At 70.8% G+C, this 18,470-nt stretch carries 13 protein-coding genes; 7 read left to right on the top strand and 6 right to left on the bottom strand.

Going from position 1 to position 18,470, the window contains the following annotated elements; all coding sequences use genetic code 11:
• The first annotated feature begins 2 nt into the window (after positions 1-2).
• The 5 genes from ACQPZF_RS26590 (at position 3) to ACQPZF_RS26570 (ending at position 9,173) form a co-directional block, all read left to right on the top strand.
• On the top strand, positions 3-5,792 hold the full coding sequence (locus ACQPZF_RS26590; protein WP_433261368.1) for a hypothetical protein: 5,790 nt from the start codon (positions 3-5) through the stop codon (positions 5,790-5,792).
• A 13-nt stretch (positions 5,793-5,805) separates the two neighbouring features.
• A complete protein-coding gene (locus tag ACQPZF_RS26585) occupies positions 5,806-6,231 on the top strand; it encodes a hypothetical protein (RefSeq protein ID WP_433261367.1) in 426 nt (141 codons plus the stop codon).
• Between the two features lie 155 nt (positions 6,232-6,386).
• A complete protein-coding gene (locus tag ACQPZF_RS26580) occupies positions 6,387-7,076 on the top strand; it encodes a response regulator (protein ID WP_433261365.1) in 690 nt (229 codons plus the stop codon).
• Positions 7,073-8,500, top strand: coding sequence for a sensor histidine kinase (locus tag ACQPZF_RS26575; protein WP_433261363.1), 1,428 nt, complete (start codon positions 7,073-7,075; stop codon positions 8,498-8,500). The genes ACQPZF_RS26580 and ACQPZF_RS26575 overlap by 4 nt, the downstream gene beginning before the upstream one ends.
• 112 nt (positions 8,501-8,612) lie before the next feature.
• Positions 8,613-9,173 (top strand): M15 family metallopeptidase, encoded by a 561-nt coding sequence (locus tag ACQPZF_RS26570; protein ID WP_433261361.1) that lies wholly within the window; start codon positions 8,613-8,615, stop codon positions 9,171-9,173.
• A gap of 116 nt (positions 9,174-9,289) precedes the next feature.
• Here ACQPZF_RS26570 and ACQPZF_RS26565 read toward each other — a convergent pair whose 3' ends face one another.
• The 5 genes from ACQPZF_RS26565 to ACQPZF_RS26545 all read right to left on the bottom strand — a co-directional run bounded on the left by ACQPZF_RS26565 (position 9,290) and on the right by ACQPZF_RS26545 (position 13,071).
• Positions 9,290-10,036 (bottom strand): GAF and ANTAR domain-containing protein, encoded by a 747-nt coding sequence (locus ACQPZF_RS26565; protein ID WP_433261359.1) that lies wholly within the window; start codon positions 10,034-10,036, stop codon positions 9,290-9,292.
• Positions 10,037-10,087: 51 nt separating this feature from the next.
• Entirely contained in the window at positions 10,088-10,813 is a 726-nt protein-coding gene (locus ACQPZF_RS26560) for a GAF and ANTAR domain-containing protein (protein ID WP_433261356.1), read from the bottom strand.
• 342 nt (positions 10,814-11,155) lie between these two features.
• Positions 11,156-11,674: a DUF5994 family protein gene (locus ACQPZF_RS26555; protein ID WP_433261354.1), complete on the bottom strand. Its 519-nt coding sequence runs from the start codon at positions 11,672-11,674 to the stop codon at positions 11,156-11,158.
• Positions 11,675-12,350: 676 nt separating this feature from the next.
• Entirely contained in the window at positions 12,351-12,581 is a 231-nt protein-coding gene (locus tag ACQPZF_RS26550) for an RGCVC family protein (RefSeq protein WP_433261352.1), read from the bottom strand.
• A gap of 262 nt (positions 12,582-12,843) precedes the next feature.
• The gene (locus ACQPZF_RS26545) at positions 12,844-13,071 is read right to left on the bottom strand and encodes a hypothetical protein (protein ID WP_433261350.1); all 228 of its coding nucleotides are present in this window, start codon (positions 13,069-13,071) and stop codon (positions 12,844-12,846) included.
• A 568-nt stretch (positions 13,072-13,639) separates the two neighbouring features.
• On the opposite strand from ACQPZF_RS26545, the gene ACQPZF_RS26540 reads away from it, so the two are divergent.
• Complete coding sequence (locus ACQPZF_RS26540; protein WP_433261348.1) at positions 13,640-14,626, top strand: fatty acid desaturase family protein; 987 nt, start codon at positions 13,640-13,642, stop codon at positions 14,624-14,626.
• Positions 14,627-14,767: 141 nt separating this feature from the next.
• Here ACQPZF_RS26540 and ACQPZF_RS26535 read toward each other — a convergent pair whose 3' ends face one another.
• On the bottom strand, positions 14,768-16,102 hold the full coding sequence (locus tag ACQPZF_RS26535) for a hypothetical protein (protein ID WP_433261346.1): 1,335 nt from the start codon (positions 16,100-16,102) through the stop codon (positions 14,768-14,770).
• A 1,468-nt stretch (positions 16,103-17,570) separates the two neighbouring features.
• On the opposite strand from ACQPZF_RS26535, the gene ACQPZF_RS26530 reads away from it, so the two are divergent.
• Complete coding sequence (locus tag ACQPZF_RS26530) at positions 17,571-18,299, top strand: calcium-binding protein (RefSeq protein ID WP_433261344.1); 729 nt, start codon at positions 17,571-17,573, stop codon at positions 18,297-18,299.
• Positions 18,300-18,470: the final 171 nt, after the last annotated feature.

The following is an 18,470-nucleotide window of genomic DNA, read 5'->3' as shown; positions in this document are numbered from 1 at the left end:
TCTTGATCGTCGCGTTGGCGGCGGTCCTCGGTGTCGGCGCCACCGCCGTTCCGGCCTCGGCGGAGCCCGGCACCGGGTCGGCCACCCAGCCGGTCGTCGATGAGATGGCCGGCGCTGCCGCGAAGTCGGCGCCCTTGCCGCCGCCGCGGGACCTCCCGCCGCTGGACCCCGGGCCGGACGGTGCGCCGGACGTCGGGCGGGAGCCGTCGCGGGCTCAGCCGGTGGCCCCGTTGCCCGAGGTGGACCCCGGGCCTGACGGCCGGGTCACCGTTGAACGGCAGGCGATCGTGCCCGAGCCGCCGGTGCGCCCGACCACGTTGGACCTGCCCACCCGGCCCGCACAGGAGTTGGTCGACGCCACCTCCGCCGACGCGTCGGCCGCGTTGGGGCGGGCGGGCAGGCTTGCGCCGGACGGCGCACCGGACCTCGACGCGACCAAGCTGCAACCGCAGGTGTCCTCGGCGCAGGTGCTCGACCCTTCGCGGAAGGGGACGCTCCAGGAGCTGATCGACGCGGTGACGTCGGGCAACCTCCCGCCGCCCCTGCCGGTGGACCCGTTGGCGCTGCTGCAGGAACTGCCCGACGGCATCCCGAGGATCACCTACCGGATCTGCTCGGAGTCCCCGACCAAGGCGGTGTCCTGCTCGCTGACCCTGCCGCTGGCCGTGCCGGCGATCGTCGACGTCACCGGCGACCGCACCCCGGACGTCCTCGCCGACCTGGTCCCCGTCGCCGCCCTCGGTGACGTCGTCGGGGCGTCCCGGGAGGTCCTGGACCTCGAACGGCAGATCGCGGACACCACCGCGCGGCTCAACGTGGTCGTCGAACTGCTCAAGGACCCGATCAACGTCATCCTCCACCCCGAGCTGCTGATCGAGCGGCTCCAACTGGAGCAGCTACTCACGAGCCTGAACGACCTGCTGCGGCAGAAGGTCGAGGCGCTGCTGAACCTGGTCCACGCCGGCCTGGGCGTGCTCAGCGTGCGCCTGCCCACCAGCGAGCACGCCGGCGGCGACCTTCCCGCGCACGTGTGGGCCGTCTACGACCTGCCCACCCGCAAGCGGATCTCGGTCGGTTTCGACGGCCTCCGGCGCGGCTCCAGCCTGCCGACCGCGGCCCTCGGCCTCTACACGTTCAACCCGGTCCAGGCCGTCCGCGGGATCTTCGACATCAAGGCGACCGTGGTGCAGGTCGGGGCGGGCGAATCGATGGCGGTGACGGCCGGGCTGGCCGGTGTCGCCGAGACCGACCAGGGCGAGGCGGTCGACCCGACGGTCGCCAGCGCCCGCTTCTCGCCCGTGCCGAACCTGTTCACCGCGCACGCCTTCATCGACCCCGGCGCCGCCGACCGCGACCAGAAGGCGACAGTCGACTCGTCCAGCAGCGAACGCACCCACCTCGACACCCAGGTGCTGTCCAACAGCCCCGCGGCCAACCGCTTCGACCAGCTCAAGGTCGACCTGCTGCCCACCTCGGTGGCCGCGGCGCTGACCAGACCGGCGGGCGGAGCCCAGGCCACGGTGCAGTACACCGCCGACTCGGCCATCGACGACGTGTTCTTCGCCGACTACGTCTACACCGGACGGGACCTGACCCGCGCGGTCCAAGCCCAAGCGAAGGCCGTGCCGACGCGGTGGAACGCGGTCCTGACCTCCGTGCAGGACAAGGTGAAGCTCGACTACACGGCTGCGAGCCGGCTCAGCGCGCTCGACGTGGCAGTGCTCGACCGCGACCCGGCCATCGTGTTGCGCGGCGCGCTGCGCGACATCCCCACGTCCGCGACGGTCGACGTCGACATCCCCGGCCGGCACGTGCTCTTCGACGCCGCCGAGGCGCTGGGTTCCGCGGAGGTGTTCGTGTCGCGCGACCAGGGCGCGTTCGCGCCGCTCGCGGGCGACCACACCACCTTGGTGCTCAACGGCGGCGGGCTCGGCGCGAGCGCCCGGGTCACCGGCCTGAAGAAGATCGACGTGTTCTTCGGCGACCACCCTCGGGGCGCCTTCGAGTTCACCCCCGGCGGACAGGCGTTCGTCGGCGCGGGGCACGTCGACGGCCACCAGAAGGCCCGGCTGGACGTGTCCAACCTGCCCGCGACGCTGTCGTTCGACCTCGACACCGCCCAGCGCAAGGTCGCGTTCCGCGCGAGCAGCGTCGTGCAACGGGTGCGGGCCGCCTACGTCGACACCACCACCGGCCCGAGCGCCGTGGCCGCGGTGGACGGGGTGCCCGCGTCCGTCGACGTGGACTACGACCTCGGGGAGCGTCCCCGCGTGCGCTACCGGGCGTCCAGCCCGGTCCCGCGGGTGGAGCTATTCGCCAGTCCGCAGGGCGTCGAGACGCTCGACCCCGGCGCGCACCACTACCTGTCCACGGCGGTCACGGACGTCCCGACCGAGGTCGACATCCTGGTCGACCTCCCGGCACGGCACCTCGAAGGCACCATGTCGGCCCCGCTGGGCGGCATCGACGCCGTGGCGCGGACGCCGTTCGCCGGCCGGGACACCGTGGCGATCGCCGCGCTGACCGGCGTCCCCGCCCGGTTCGACGCCGACTTCGCCGACGGCGCCATGCGCTTCCGCGGGCTCACCGGTCCGCTCGGCTCCGCCCGGTTCGCGGTGACCAACCACACGGGCGCCACCGCGCCGACGGGCCAGCACGTCTCGGTGCATTACCGGCAGGCCACCGGCGACTTCGACGGCAGTGTCCTGGTGCGCAACCTGTCGCACGCCGAGTACTCGCGCGGCGCGGCGAAGCAGACCACCCGGCTGGACTCCGACACCGGCGGTCAGCCGGTGTTCGCCGACGCCGACGTCGTGCTCGCCGCGAACGGCGTCGACGACACCCGCCTGGCGCTGACCGCGCGGATCGACCACCTGCCCACCCGGTTGGAACTGGTGCAGGACCTCGCGGACGGCAGGCTCACCTACACCGGCGACAAGTCCATCGGCCTGACCGCCGAGGTGCGCGTCGGCAAGGTCAAGGCACTGGGCGGGCTCGGCGCGCCGCTGTTCGACAACGGCGTGGCGGTCCGCGCCCGGGGCTGCGACGACGGGCCGGGCTGCGCGCGCGACGACACCCCGCTGTGCACGCTGTTCCCCCGCTGCCTCGGCCTGGTCGGCACCGTGCGCCTGCCCGGCCTGCCCACCTCCCTCGCGCTCAACCTCACCGCCAAGCAGGTCGAGTTCACCGGCTACAGCCAGCCCGCCGGCGCGCCGCTGAGCGCGTACCTGGAGGTCGACGGCCTGCTCGCCGGCCTGCCCCGGCTGGAGGGCCTGGTCCGGCTCGACGGCCTGCCCGCCGCGGTCGACCTGACCGTGGGTCCGATCACCGTCGACGGAAACCCGGCCCGGGTGGACGTCGGCTACCGGGCGTCCGCGCCGCTGGGCACCCTGCGGGTGGACGCGGAAGCGGCGACCTCGACCGCGTACGGCACCCTGCGCGGCCGGGCCACGATCTCGAAGCTGCCCGCGACGGTCCACGTCGTCGGCGCCTTCGACGCGGTCACCACGCTCGGCGTGCACAACTCGGCCGGGATCGACGAGATCACCGCCGCGCTGTGGGGCGTGGACAGGGGATACCTGTCCGCGTCGGCCACCGGCGTGCCCAAGGACATCGACGTGCGGGCCGACGTGCCCGCCGGGACGTTCACCTCGACGCTGTCGGACCCGTTGGGCGACCTCACCTTCGCCGCCGCGGGTGTGCCGTTCCAGGGTCGGGGGCACCAGGTGTTCGCGCAGGCGACCGGTCTGCCCACGAAGATGACGGCCAAGTGGTCGGGCGGTGCGCTGGACTTCCGCGGCGTCACCGGCCCGGTCGGCGCGGCCCGGTTCGCGGTCACCAACCACCCCGGGGCCACCGCGCCCGCCGGACAGCACGTGGCGGCGCACTACCGGCAGCTCACCGGCGACCTCGACGCCAGCGCCTCGGTAGACGGGCTCTCCGCCGTGTCGGTGTCCAAAAAGGACCACGGCTTGGCGTTCGACATGCGGTCGGGCAACGGGGTGTTCGCCTTCGACGGCGACGTGGTGCTGGCCGCCGGCGGCGCGGACGACACCCGGTTCGCGGGCGTCGGCCGGGTGAGCCTGCCCAGCCACCTGCTCATCGACTACAGCGGCGACAAGTTCCACTACGAGACCGACCGCCCGGTCGGGCTGGTGGCCGAGGCCAGGATCGGCAAGGTCGCGGCGATCAACGCGGTGGGCGGCGCCCCGTTCTACCCGCACGGCGTCGCGTTGGAAGCCAAGGGGTGCGACGGCGGCGCGGGCTGCGCGCGCGACGAGACGCCGCTGTGCAAGGTGTTCGGCAGGTGCTTCGGCGCGGTCGGGACCGTGAACCTGCCCGGTCTGCCCACGCGGGTCGACCTCGACATCCAGAACCAGAAGGTCGACGTGGTGGGCTACCAGCCGCCGGCCGGCGTCGACCTCACCGCGTACGTCGCGCTGGACGACCTGATCGCCCGGGTGCCGCACGCCGCCGCCCAGGCGAAGCTCAGCGGGCTGCCCGCCCCGTTCGACCTGCACATCGGGCCGTTCGGGTTCGACCAGAGCCTCGACCCCGCCGAGCCGAGCACGCTGGCCGTCGCCTACGACAGCTCGGCCGCCATCGAGACGCTCGCGCTGAAAGCGGAGGCGCGCACGACCACCGAGCACGGCGACCTGGTCGGCGAGCTCGACGTGTTCGGGGTGCCCGCCCGGATGGGGATCACCGGTGGCTTCGGGAAGAACTCGACCGTGCGCGTCGAGGCGTCCTCGCCGATCACGTTGGTGGACGCGGGCGTCACGGCCCGGTTCTCGGGTCAGCCCGCCTCGGCGCGGGCATCGGTCACGAACATCCCGGCGTGCGTCGGCACGAACTGCGTGACCGTGCGGATCGAGGGCACCGACAGCCACGGGACAGCGCTCAAGGTTCCGAAGGTAAGGGTCGACGCGCCGGCGGCGGGCCTGGGTGTCGAGGCGTTCGTCCGCGGCACGCTGGGCATCAACGCGAAACCGGTGCACCTGCAACTGCACGACGCCTTCCTGAAGCTGGAGGACGCCGGGTCGCAGGTGACCACCGAGATCGTGCAGAACGTGGTGACCGGTAGCTTCGACACCACGGTCACCTCCTCGCCCGCCGCCGGGTCCATCCTGATCGGCGGCGCGTTCTCGCTGCGCACGGACCGGATCACCATCCCCGACCCGGCGTTGCGGATCCCGATCTGCGGCGTCGACGTCGCGGCGCTGCACCTCGGCGGCCACGTCCAGGTGAACAAGATGGAGATCGGGACGGTCTACCTGCACGCCGACGGGTTCACCAGGTTCTCGGTGCACCCCGGCGAGCAGTACCTCGCACTCGGTGTCGACGGCGACTACCGGGAGTTCGGCGTCGGCATGGACGACATGGTCATGAACATCGACGTCGACCTCCAGATCAAGGTGCTCAAGTTCGACGACCCGACGATCAAGCCGTTCTACGAGAACCGGGTGCTGCTCGACCCGGCGGTCACCCGCAACACCGTGCGGATGCACCTCTACGACCAGGAGTACGGCCCGGTCGCCAAGCTGGTGCTCAAGATCGGCGACGCGGAGCTGTTCGACTTCGACCTCGAACGGGTGCCGCGGCACCTGCGTGACGTCGAGCCGAACGGAACCCTGTCCGGGTTCGTCTACACACCGTCCAAACAGGACCAAAAGTTGGTGTTCAGCCTCCTCGACCCGGGCCTGGAGGAGAAGGACCGCCCGCTGATCGATTTGGCCACGGCGTTCAAGTACAGTCCGTTCGACAAGAACGGGGGGCCGGGCCCTGGCTGCTGAACGGCTTCGAGCGGTGGTCGGCACGGTCGTCCTGTGCGGGGCGGCCGTGTCGGCCTGCGCGACCGGCGGCGGGGACGCGTGCGACACGACGGTGACCGTCGACCCGGTGGTCATCCAGGGCAGCGGCGCACCCGCGGCCGACCTCGACCTCCAGGCCCGGGTCGTCGACGGCGGCAAGCCGGTCGCCGGGCTGGTGCTGGAGTTCCGAGTCGGCTGGCCGCCCGAGGGCGGCGCACTGGCCGGGTCGGCCGACACCGACGCCGACGGGGTCGCGCGCCTGCACGTGGACGACTACCTGCGGGCCACACCGGTGCAGGGCGTGGACTTCACGGCGATCGGCCGCTACCAGGCCGAGGTGTCGGAATTCCAAACCTCGGAAGAGGCGGGCAAGGCCGTGTGCATCCGCAGCAGCCAAGCCCCGTTCCGCTACGAGCCCTGAGGCCGGCCGTGGTGGCCGGGGTGCGGCTGTGCGCGTTCGTCACACTTCGTCACAGACCTGTCATCATTCTGGGGCAGGGCGCGCACACTCGTCGTCAATGGTGGGCCTATACGCTTGTGGGCGAGGGGGCGTGCCGAGGACGAGGAGTTCCACCAGTGTCGCGCTTGCTGCTCGTGGAGGACGACGCGATGTTGGCCGAGGCGTTGTCGCTCGCGCTGCGCGGCCTCGGGCACGAAGTCGCGGTGGCGACCACGGGAGAGCAGGCGCTGGAGAGCCTGGTCGAGCGGCGGGAGGCCGCGGACCTGGTGCTGCTGGACGTGATGCTGCCCGGTGTCGACGGGTTCGAGGTGTGCCGCCGCATCCGGTCGGGCGACACGGTTCCGGTGATTCTGCTGACCGCTCGCGGTGACGCGGTGGACATCGTGGTGGGCCTGGAGTGCGGTGCCGACGACTACGTCGTGAAACCGGTCGAGCCGCGAGTGCTCGACGCCCGGATCAAGGCGGTCCTGCGTCGCGCGGTGCCCGCACAGCCGTCGCGGCAGCACGTGCACACGTTGGGCGACCTGGAACTCGACACCGTCGCGATGGTCGTGACCCGGAACGGCGAGGAGTTGAACCTCACGTCCACGGAGATCCGCCTGCTGATCGAGTTCGCCGAGCACGCGGGTCAGGTCCTGAGCAGGCAGGCGCTGCTGAAGCGGGTGTGGGACTACGGGTTCTCCGGCGACTCGCGCCTGGTCGACGCCGCCGTGGCCCGCCTGCGGGCGAAGATCGAGCCCGAGCCGACCAACCCCGTGCTGCTGCGCACCGTCCGGGGATTCGGTTACCGCCTGGTCAAGCCGTGACGTGGCGGCCGGGCCTGCGGGCCGGCATCGTGCTGACCGTCGTGGTCGTCACCCTGGTCACGACCGTCACGATGGCGCTCACGACATACCACCTCCAGGCCGGGGCCACCAGGGAGCGGTTCACCGCCGCGGCGCAGGCCGCTTTCGACTCCGACACCCAGCAGGCGCACCAGTTCCTCGTCCGCAGCACCGCCTTCAAGTCCGTTGTGGATGGTGTGGCGGAGTACATGCGGGCGCGGCTGGGCCTGACGTGGGCACTGGTGAACTTCACCCCGACGTCCGGTCCCGTCTCCGTCTCCCGGGACGGGATGTACCTCCCGGTGGCCGGCACGGGGTCGTTCCCCGGTCAGCTCCCCGTGTCCGAAGTGGACGAGATCCGGGGGCGCCGGGGTTCGGTGCGCTACACCGTGGACACCCCGGTGGGTTCGCAGCTCGTGATCGTCGGCGAGGTCGAACCGGGCCTGCTGCTGGCCGAGTTCTACAACACGCGCGGCATCGACAGCGAACTGGCCACCCTGCGCACCCGGCTCGCCGCCGTGGCGGTGCTGATCGCGCTGTTCGGCAGCGCGCTGGGCGTGTTGGCCGCACGGGCGATCCAGCGCCGGGTGCGCACCGCGGCCGACGCCGCCCGGCGGTTCGGGGCAGGCGAGTTGGCCACCAGGTTGCCCGTGCAGGGCCGGGACGAGCTGGCCGATCTCGCCGGTTCCTTCAACGCGATGGCAGAGCGGCTCGGGGAGTCCATCGAACAGCTACGGCTGAAGGACCAGCAGCAGCGGCGGTTCGTCGCCGACGTGGCACACGACCTGCGCACCCCGTTGGCGTCCATGGTCGCTGCCGCGGACGGCCTGCACAGCCCGGACGCGGGGGACCGGGCCAGGTCGGCGGAGCTGTTGGGCAGCCAGGCGAGGCGGCTCGGCGGGCTGGTGGAGGACCTGCTGGAGATGTCCCGGTTCGACGCGGGCGCGGCCGAGCTGCGCCCCGAGGTCGTCGACCTGGAAGCCCTGGTCTCGGACGCCGTCGAGGTGAGCGCGCCGGGCACGGGCATCCCCGTCCGACGTGTCGGGGACGTCGTCGTGCTGGGAGACCCGCGCCGCCTGCACACGATCGTCCGCAACCTCGTGACGAACGCAGTCCGGCACGGCGCACCACCGGTCGACGTCACCGTCGACGGCACGGAAACCGGACGGGTGCGCGTGACGGTGGCCGACTCCGGCCCCGGTCTACCCGACGACCTGACCCCGGTCGTCTTCGACCGCTTCGTGCGCGGCGACCGCGCCCGCAGCCGCACGGAGGGCAGCGGGCTCGGGCTGGCCATCGCCCACGAGAACGCCCGTTTGCACGGCGGCACGCTGGAAGTCGCCAACGTCGGCGGCGCGGTGTTCACCCTCACCGTGCCGCGAGGAGCGGTCGAGCACATGTGTTGAACTGCTGTCACACAACGAGAACACGACTCGCACGGGGCGCAGACATTGAACCGGCAGTGTCGGAGGTGTTCAGATCCGACACGACCAGCGGGGAAACATGTTCTGCGAAGCGGTGCGCGCAAAGGAAAACGTCAATCGGAAGTCCGGCCGCCTCACCTCGGTGGCGGTCTTCACCGCGCTCGTGGCGGCGTTGACGGCCTGCACGTCGAACACCACGAACGGCAGTGGCTTCCCGAAGAGCGCAAACGAGGACGGGCACATCCCCGACCCCGGCATCTCGCCCTACTCCCAGCACGTCGCGATCCGGAAGATGGACCCGGACCTGTTGGCAGCCGTGCGAAAGGCCGCCGCGGGCGCACGTGCCGCGGGTATCGAGCTGAAGGTGACCTCGGGCTGGCGGAGCAAGGCGTACCAACAACGCCTGCTGGATGAAGCCGTGGCCAAGCACGGGAGCCTCGCGGAGGCGCGGAGGTTGGTCAACACCCCGGAGAAATCGACGCACGTGACCGGCAAGGCCGTCGACATCGGCCCGACCGACGCCGCCGACTGGGTGATCCGGAACGGCGCGGAGTACGGCCTGTGCCAGACGTATGCGAACGAGATGTGGCACTTCGAACTCGCCGTCGCCCCCGGTGGGGAATGCCCCGTGCCGCACGCCGACGCCTCCGGGTGATCGCCGCGCGACGCTTCTCGCCCACGCTGTGGGGTTCCAGAACTCCCACCCCGGAGCTCCGAGACCTGGTCGGACGCCCCGCGAGGCCACCTCAAGGCTGACCCGAGTTGCGATCCTCAGCGTCGGAGCTGCCCGGTCCTGGTGGGCGCGCTGAGGAGTTGCGGGGTGTCGATGTCGCCCGCGATGACGTCGCGGGCGACGTGGCTCAGCTTGAGGTTGTGCCCGCGGGCATAGCCGCGCAGTGCGGTGAACGCGGTGTCCATGTCCGCCTGGAGGCGTTCGGCGACCAGCCCTTTGGCTTGTTCGACGATCACCCGGCTGGTCAGGGCGGCCTGGAGCTGCTCGGTCAGCACTTGGTGGTGGTGGATCGAACGTTGTTGCAGCAGGCCGATGGTGGCGACGTCGACCAGCGCCGTGGCGGTGCGCAGCGCGGTGGCGTCCAGCTCGCCGGACCGGTTGCGGAACAGGTTGAGCGCGCCGATCACCTCGTTGCGCAGGCGCATGGGCACCGCGTCCACGGCGACGAACCCCGCCTCGGTCGCCGCTGCGGTGAACCGCGGCCACCGCCCGTCCGTCTCCGCCAGGTCGGGGTGGCTCACCCTGGTACCGGTGGCGAACGCATCCATACAGGGCCCGTCGTCGCTCTGGAGCTGGAAGAGCTCCAGCAGCCGCGCCTGTTCGTTGGACGACGCGATCAACTGCAACCTGCCTCGCTGGTCGGCCAGCAGCAGTCCCGCGGCGTCGACGTCGAGGAGTTCGACGCACCGGTCCACGAGCATGTGCAGGAAGTCGATGACGTCGAAGTCGTCGACCAGGGTGTCGGCCAACTCGACGAACGTTTCGACGAGACGTTCAACGTCCATCGCAGCCACCTCCGCTGGTGTGCTCAGAGTGAGGTCGTATTCCGTGCGTGCTCACGGTTGTCCTCCGTCACGGTCGAATCGCCGTCGGCGGGCCACGACGTCGGCCGCCAGCCCGCCCAGCGGTACCTGCTCGGCGAACGCGCGGGCGCGCAGGTGGGCGAACGCGTCGGCCATGCCCAGGTCCAGTTGCGCCGCGACCATCCCGGTTGCCTGGTGCACGTGGGGGTTGTGGAGAGGGAGGCCGTCCTCGGCGACGTCCGCCGAGTCCACGTCGGCCTGCTCGTCCAGCAGTAGCCGCAGGGCCAGTTCCGCGAACGCCAGCGAGTCGGTGAGCGCCGCGGCGTCGAGGTGGCCCACGTCGAGCCGGTACAGCGACAGCACCCCGGCCCGGATCGCGCCGACGCACAACGGCAGCGCGAACAGCGCGGCCGCTCCGGCTTCGACGGCCAGCGGCGCGAACATCGGCCACCTGGCCTGGCTGGAAGGGGCGTCGAGATCGGCGACGAGCGCCGGACCGCCTCCGCGCCAGACGTCCACGGCCGGTCCTTCGCCCACCGTCACCTGCAACTCGGCCAGGCGTTCACCCAGCGCATCCGTGGCGCACCTGACCTCCGGCCAGCCGGAGGTGTCCACGGTGAGCACGGCGCCGCCGACAGCCAACCGCGCGACGGCGGCCTGGCAGAGGGTGCCGACCGAGACGGGCGTGCCCAGGTCGGCGGCCTTCTCCGCGATCCAGAGGCTCACCTGCGCCAACCGACTGGTGGTGTACCGGGCCATCTGGAAACCTCCCAGCCGCCTGGTCGCAGGGCACGACCCGAACCTCCCGCACCGTGGAACACGATCGTCCCACGATACGCGCCGCAACCCCGCAGCCCGCCGACCGGAGTCGGGTGCCGAACTCTCACCCGAATGCGCGCCGAGGTCGTGCGACCCGCGCGCCGTCGGCCGGACCGCAGGAGGGAGATCAGCGTTGAGCGGGAGGCGGTCGCCGGCGGCGGCTCACGTTCACCCGGATACGCCTGCGCCACAGCGGCCGGGGGGACGCGACGACGCCGATCGGTGAATCGGGTACCGCCGCTGGGGGAGACGTGCCCATCCGCCCCGACGCGGTGGAGGCGTTCACGACGCGGCCTCGTCCTCGTAGAGGCGCACTTCCCGTCGCGGGCCGCGCGCCGCCCGCAGGTCGAGCACGCCACCGTCGATCTCCGCGCGCTCGACCGTCCGCCACCCTGGGAGGGCGGCGCCGGCACGCCCGACAACGATGTTGTTCCACTCCAGGATGTCCTCGACGCCTGCGGTCGAGCCGGTGTCCGCTGCGACGCGCAACGCGGCCCGAGCGGCGCCACCCGGCGTGGCCGGCGGGATCACCAGCAGCCGGGTCCGGGCTCGGCCAGGTCCGATCATGGTGACCGTGTGCGGCGGCATGGTGCGGAAACCCTCCATGCGCACCACCGTGTCGCGCACGGTGAGGCGGCGTCCGACGACGTCCCACGTGTCGAGGTGGTAGGAAACCCGCTGCACGGCCATCCCCCGCGCGGCCATGGCGGTGATCAGCGGGGGGAACTCGGTCGCCGGGTCGGTGGACCACGGCCACCAGCCACCGTCGACGGAACCCGCCTCGTTGTTGTGCGGTTTCACCGCCCACCGGCATCGAGGCCCTGTGGCCGGGTTGGTGGTGGGGGGACCTGACTGGTTCGAAGTCAACTCGGCGTTCCCGCCTCCGGCCGGACCGGCCGGACTCGTGGTGCGCCCAAGGCGGTGCCGGCTCGACGCCGGCGCTCGATGCGCCCTCGGTACTTCCCACATTACGCCGGTGAACGCCTCGAAAACGATTTCCGAGGTTTCCGGCAGGAGATGTGGAAGAGTGAAGTGCTTGAAAAGCGTTCGGACCAGGTTTGGAACCGCCTTGTGCGGGGATCTCATCGGGCAATACGCTCAATACCTGAAATTCGTCAGCCCGCCCGGACCCCGCGGATGCCACGCTCCGGCGAGGAGAGCTTCGTGAGCGCCAACGTCCGAAGTGCCGCTCGACCGCCGTCACCGGAAGTCGCGATCCCATCGCCCGGCGATCTCCTGGCGGTCGCGGTACGGCCGCTGTCGGCTCTCACCCCTGTTGTGCGCGGTGTCCGGTGACGTGGGCTCCTCCACCGCGCCCCACCCGCGTGACAGCCTCCTCGGGCAGATCAGCTCCGCCGGTCCGGACCTGGCTCAGCGAGGTGGGCTTCCTCGGCGCGGCCGGTCTCACCGTCCTGGCGGAAGCCAGGGCCGCGGTCCCCGATCAGGCGTCCTCGCGGGCCGAGGTCGAGCGCCGGCGTCAGGCCCGGTCGCTGATGTTCCCCTGGCCTGACTTGCCGTAGGTCGCGCTGCTCGACTCGGCGGAGCACAGGCAACCCCGGTGCAGTCCGCCCGCCCGGGTCGCGGCGCAGAACCGCCGGGCGAGGGGGTCGTGGGCATCCGCCGGGTGCGGGCACGCGGGGCAGGACCGCTCAGCTTGCCTTGCGGCGTCGGGTGCCAGGGGGTCGATCAGCACGTGGGTCGTCGACATCGGTCCGTCCTTCGTGTGGGTGAGGCGTGGTGTCCGATGCGCTGCCGTCGCGGACGTCGAGCCGCGGGCGGGAGGATTCCCGACTCGTTCTCCGGGAACGCAATCGAATGAGATCGACTTCGCCGGGGGCCGGGGCGACACCTCCAAGGGTACTCCGAATATCCCGACCGGTAGTCGCCGGACGTCGTTTCCGCCATTTTCGCGGCGGTGACCGCAGTCCGCCGGGCACGCAACGGCCCCCGGTCGAGCCGGTGCCGGACGGCTACACCTGCGCGCAGGCGACGAGCACGGCGACGGTCGCGCCGGCGGAGGTGGCGTAGGCGGCGGCGCTGAACGCGGCGACGTTGGCGGCGGCCGCGTTGATGGCGGTGGGTGTCCCGGTGACGACACCTTTCGCGAACGCCTTGGCCGCGCACCCGGCGGGTACGGAAAATCCGGCGATGCGCTCTTTCGCGTATGAATTCGGCGTACCTGGTCGTTGGCTGTTCAATTCGATCTCGAATCATCGCGATGGAACGTTCAACGTGCGCGTTGCCCGGTCGGCGAGCACCGACCCCGCTTGCGAAGACGAGCGGCGAGTGCGACCGTGGAGGTCTACCGCGGTGACGCCTCTGGGATTCAGCGGCATCGCCCGCAGTGGGCAATGCCGTCCCGGACCCCGACGGCCTGTGGTCACACCAGGCGCGATCGGGAGGTCTGCGGTGAACGGGCCGGCATGTGCCGCGCGGCACATGGGGGCGATAATGGGAACCGGCCGCCTGTCGGCCGCGTTCGACTCGATGACGGGCAAATCCGGTTCCTGCGCACCCGTCGACCGAAAACCCTCGGGGCGTCCAACGGCCCGCACTCCGGTGGGCCCCCGTGATCCTCGCGAACCGGCCACGCCGACTGATCGGCCAGGTTCGCCTCCTCCCAGGCCCCACTCCACCCCAGGTCGCGGACACCGGGGAAGCGAAACGGAGTGTGTCCGTTCATCCGGAAAGCAGATATTCATGATGTCCTCGCCCATGGCCACGGCACAACCTGGCGACCCTCGACAGGGCAGTGACTTCGCCCGCTTGACGCGTGAACTCAAGGACGCCGGCCTGCTGGACAGGCGGCGCGGGTACTACACGACGCGGATGATGGTCAACGTCCTGCTGCTCGCGGCGGTCGGAGCGGCGGTGGTGCTGCTGGGCGACTCCTGGTGGCAGGTGCTGAGCGCGGCGCTGCTGGCCGTGGTGTCCACCCAGTTCGCGTTCATCGGCCACGACGCCGGACACCGGCAGATCTTCCGCTCGCACCGCCTCAACGACCTCGTGGGGCACCTGCACGGCGGTGTCACCGGGATCAGCTACCAGTGGTGGGTCGGCAAGCACACCCGCCACCACGCCAACCCCAACCACGAGGACCACGACCCGGACATCGAGATCCACGCCATCGCCTTCAGCCGCGAGCAGGCGGGCTCCAAGCAGGGCCTGTACCGGTGGATCACCAAGTACCAGGCGTTCCTGTTCTTCCCGCTCCTGCTGGCCGAGGCGGTCGTGCTGCGGATCTCCGGTCTGCAGGCCCTGTGGCACGGGGAACTCAAGCGCCCCTGGCGGGAGGCCGCGTTGCAACTCCTCCCGGCGGTCGCGTACCTGACCGCGGTGTTCCTGGTGCTGTCCCCGCTGAAGGCGGTCGTGTTCATCGCGGTCCACCAGGGCCTCATGGGTGTCTACCTGGGGTGCTCCTTCGCCCCCAACCACAAGGGCATGCCCATCATCGCCAAGGGACAGCGGCTGGACCACCTGCGCAAGCAGGTCCTCACCTCCCGCAACGTCACCGGCGGCCGGTGGGTCGACGCACTGCTCGGCGGCCTCAACCACCAGGTGGAGCACCACCTCTACCCGCACATGCCCCGACCCAACCTCCGCCGCGCGCAGCCCATCGTCGAGAACTTCTGCGCCCGCAACGGCATCCCGTACAGCAAGGCCGGTCTGCGTTCCTCCTACGCCCAGGTCCTACGCCACCTGCACGACGCCGGCGCACCCCTGCGCACCGGACGTCCCGCCCCGACGGGCTGAGAGCGGCAGACGTCCGACCGCTCCCGTTCAGCTCGTCGGCGAAGTCGCGCGGAACGCGAACTCCAGCAGCGACCACGACAGGGCCGGTGTGCCCGGCGATTGCCCGGCACACCGGCCCTGTGGCGAGTCTGTCGCTGCTGATCAGCAGGTGCAGACGCCGCCGTTGTTGACGCCGGCCACGCCGTTGGCACCGACCAGACCGGAAGCGCCATTGGGACTGGTGATGGTGTTCACGCCGGTGCCGCCGTTGATGGTTCCGGCGTTGCCCGTGCCGGCCGCACCCGCGGCACCGCCCAGACCGCCCGCGCCGCCGGGACCGGCGCACCCGGTGCCACCGTTACCGCCGGCACCACCGTTGCCACCGATACCGCCGGTGTTGGTGATGACGTCGTTGTCGGCGTCACCGTTGACGTTCCCGGAGTTGCCGCCGCCACCGGCACCGCCGGCACCGCCGACGCCACCCGCTCCACCGGGCTGCGTGGCACTCAGACCGTTGCCGCCCTTGGCTCCGAGGCCACCGAGACCACCGAGGCCGCCCTTGGTCGTGAGGGTGTCCGTCGCGGCGCCGCCGTTGACGGTCCCCGAGTTGCCGATACCGCCCGCGCCACCGGCGCCACCCACGCCACCGGCGCCGCCGCCGCTACCGCAGCCGCCGACTCCACCGGAGGAACCCGCACCGCCGGCACCGCCGGTGGTGGTGATGTTGTCGATGCCGGTGTCCGTGGTGCCGCCGTCGATGGTGCCGGAGTTGCCGACACCGCCGGCGCCCGCGGCGCCACCGATACCGCCGGCACCCGCTCCGCCTGCCGTCGCACCGCCGTTGCCGCCCAGCCCGCCGACGCCGCCGAGGCCGCCCTTGCCGCCGGTCGCGTTGACCGTGTCGCCGCCGACCCCGCCGATGACGGACCCGACGTTGGCAGCACCGCCGACGCCGCCGACGCCGCCGTTGCCGCCGGCACCACCCGCGCCGCTGTTCAGGCCGTTGCCGCCGTTGCCGCCCGCGCCACCGTTGCCGCCGCCACCGCCGGTGACGGTGATCTGGTCGGTGCCGTCACCGCCGTCGACGACGCCGGTGCCGCTGATGCCGACGCCGCCGCTGGTCCCGACGCCGCCGTTGCCGCCGGCGGTTCCCGCGGGGGTGCCCGCCGTGCCGTCCGCACCGGGAGGGCCTGTCGCCCCGTTGAGGCCGACGGTGCCGGTGATGACGATCGTGTCGTTGCCGCCCAACCCCCTGATCGTGCCCGCGACAGAGCCGCCGGTGATCGTGATGGTGTTGGCGTTGGCGGTGCCGTCGAGGACCTGGCCGGCGGGGACGCCCGCCGTGCAGGTCACGTTCTCACCGGACCGGACACACCCGGCCGGGTCGGCGGCGTGGGCGGAGCCGGGAGCCACCAGGGCGAACCCCGCCACGGTTCCCAGCCCGATCAGAGCACGTCGAACCCGTACCGCCGTGATGCTACGCGTGGTCGATCGCATGACTTCTTCTCCACTTCTGTAATGGCTCGATTTCTCCTCTGCGCCGTTGAGAGGGCACGAGGACGTCCGTCATGGCAAGGGCGCAGCTTTTCTGGTTGATCTGCCGCCGCCGGGGCGTTCCACCCAGGGAGTGATCGGTGAGTGTGATCTCGTCGGCGGTCAATGCCGCGCATCAGATTCGTCTGCGCTCCCGGGGCAACCCTGTGCCTTATTTGTCAAAATTGCAAGTAAATCGGCGGTTCGTCATCCCGTTGCGAGGAATTCCCGGTGACGGAGGAATTTTCTTCTTCGTGCGCGGGGCTGTGGGTCAAACATTGATTCCAGTGTTTCTCGTCACCACGGCCGCTGTTCGAATCCGGCCAGGAATTCCGCCGGTGGGGTGCCCGGTCGGATCTCGTCGAAATCCGCAGGTCGCGGATTCCGTTCGGGAGTCGACCTTCACCGAAAGGTGCGCACGTACGGCTATTTGGGTGACTGCGGTGCCGGTCAACCGGTCGAGGGTATAGGTTGATGCTTGTTACCCCGGACCCCGGTGGCGCCACCTCCGCAATTACTGGAGGCGGATCGCACACCGGGGTTTGTGCATAGGGAACGGTATCAGCCGGCCCGGATTGTATCGGCGTCCGTGCGCCGACTGCGCATTCCGGCACTCGTGCGTCGCACCGGTCGTCATCGATCGTGCCCCAGGGAATGCAGTAGCCAAAGTACGCCAGATCCTCGATACAAGGAGAAATCACCCATGGGAATCGTCATCGTCGGCGGCCTGATCGACTCCGTCATCGGCATCGTCAACGGCACCGTCGCCGGAATCCTCGGCGCCGCCGGCGCCGTCCTCTTCCCCCTGCTCGGCCTCTGACACCGAAGTCCGACCGGTACGCCCGCCGCCAGGTCTTGCCTGCGGGGGCGTGCCGGTCCACGCTTGGGCCGACCAGCCGCCAAGACGGTGCCGTTGGTTCCGCTGCGCAGACCGGACCGACTCGGCCCTCGGGAGTTGCGCTTCGGGCGCGGGTCACGGGTCGGCGGGGGCATGGACCTCGCTGCTGCGAAGGAACTCGTCCGAGCCGATTCGCGGGAGACTCGTGGCGGTCGCATCAATGAATCGGATCCCAATCGGTCTCGATTTGTCGTGTCTGGTGCGAGATGCCGACCGGACCGGGGCGTCGGTCGAGTGCCGCCCGTGCGCACCCAGCGAGGCGTCCTGCCGTCGTACGAGCGTGCGTCCATTCGGGCGACGCAGCGCCAATCTTTGCTGCAATAGGAGTAACGTACTGTGTCACACCCCAGACCTCGGTGACGTGAGTCAGCCGCCATGAGCGGTTCGCACCACGAGCCGAGGTTTTTGCGTGTGGAGGAAGTGGACGCCGACAGCCACGCCGGTTGTGGGTGGCGTGCGATTCGTATCAGGTCAGTTTTCGCCAGCGCATCACGCTGTGCGAGTCATCGCCAACAATGTGTCAAGGAAACGAGCATGAGAATCCTGCAGAGTAAGATCCGTCGAGGAGTCGTCGCCACGGTGGCCGGCGTCCTCGCCGTCCCGTTCTTATGGGCGGTCAGCCCTCTGACCGCCCACGCCGCTGTCAACTGCGTCGTGAGTGCCGGCGTGACCCAGACCGACACCGTCGTCACCGGAACTCCCGGGAACGACACGATCGACTGCGGCGGCACGAACCCCGCCAAGACGATCAACGGCAACGGCGGCAATGACACCATCACCGGTTCGGACTTCAACGACACGATCAACGGTGGCGACGGGAACGACACCCTCACCGGCGGCACCGGCGACGACACTCTCACCGGCGGCCTGGGCATCGACACCGTTTCCGGCAGCGCCGGAAACGACACGCTCATCGGCGCGTCCAACGACGGCGCCCAGGACAGCCTCGACGGCGGCCTCGGCACCGACACCTGCCAGGGGCCCGCGCCAGACCCCGATATCCACGCGAGCTGCGAGAACACGAGCACCCCGCCAGGATCGGGACCAGGTTCGGGCACGGGTAACGCGACCGAACTGTGCATCGCGACCGGTGGCGTGCTCACTCTCACCGTGAACCCGGTGGGCTATGTCTGCGTGTTCAACCCCCTCGGTTCGACCAACCGGCGCGTTTCCGAGGCCCGCGCCATCTGCACCGGAGCCGGCGGAACCTTCGTGAACCTGCTCCCCCTGAGCTACTCCTGCCTCCTGCCGACCACGCCATAACCACGCGCGCCACCGGTCGATCCGTCGGCCCGTCACCCGACGCCGGCCGGGTGACGAGCCACTGATGTGATCACAGCGAGTTGCGGCCGGATGTCGACGTGCTGGTCAACACCGATAACCAGCACCACGAGCCGAGGCCTCCTGCTGTCGTCGGGTCTGGGGTCCGGTGGG

It is taken from the genome of Actinosynnema sp. CS-041913 (assembly GCF_050942485.1).
Classification (GTDB): domain Bacteria; phylum Actinomycetota; class Actinomycetes; order Mycobacteriales; family Pseudonocardiaceae; genus Actinosynnema.
This window is presented reverse-complemented; position numbering and strand designations above follow the sequence as displayed.

Excerpts from the sequence above, each read along its gene's own strand:
- ACQPZF_RS26560 (WP_433261356.1), bottom strand. The coding sequence starts at position 10,813 with ATGGCCCGGTACACCACCAGTCGGTTGGCGCAGGTGAGCCTCTGGATC.
- ACQPZF_RS26530 (WP_433261344.1), top strand. The coding sequence starts at position 17,571 with ATGAGAATCCTGCAGAGTAAGATCCGTCGAGGAGTCGTCGCCACGGTG.
- ACQPZF_RS26565 (WP_433261359.1), bottom strand. The coding sequence starts at position 10,036 with ATGGACGTTGAACGTCTCGTCGAAACGTTCGTCGAGTTGGCCGACACC.
- ACQPZF_RS26550 (WP_433261352.1), bottom strand. The coding sequence starts at position 12,581 with ATGTCGACGACCCACGTGCTGATCGACCCCCTGGCACCCGACGCCGCA.
- ACQPZF_RS26535 (WP_433261346.1), bottom strand. The coding sequence starts at position 16,102 with ATGCGATCGACCACGCGTAGCATCACGGCGGTACGGGTTCGACGTGCT.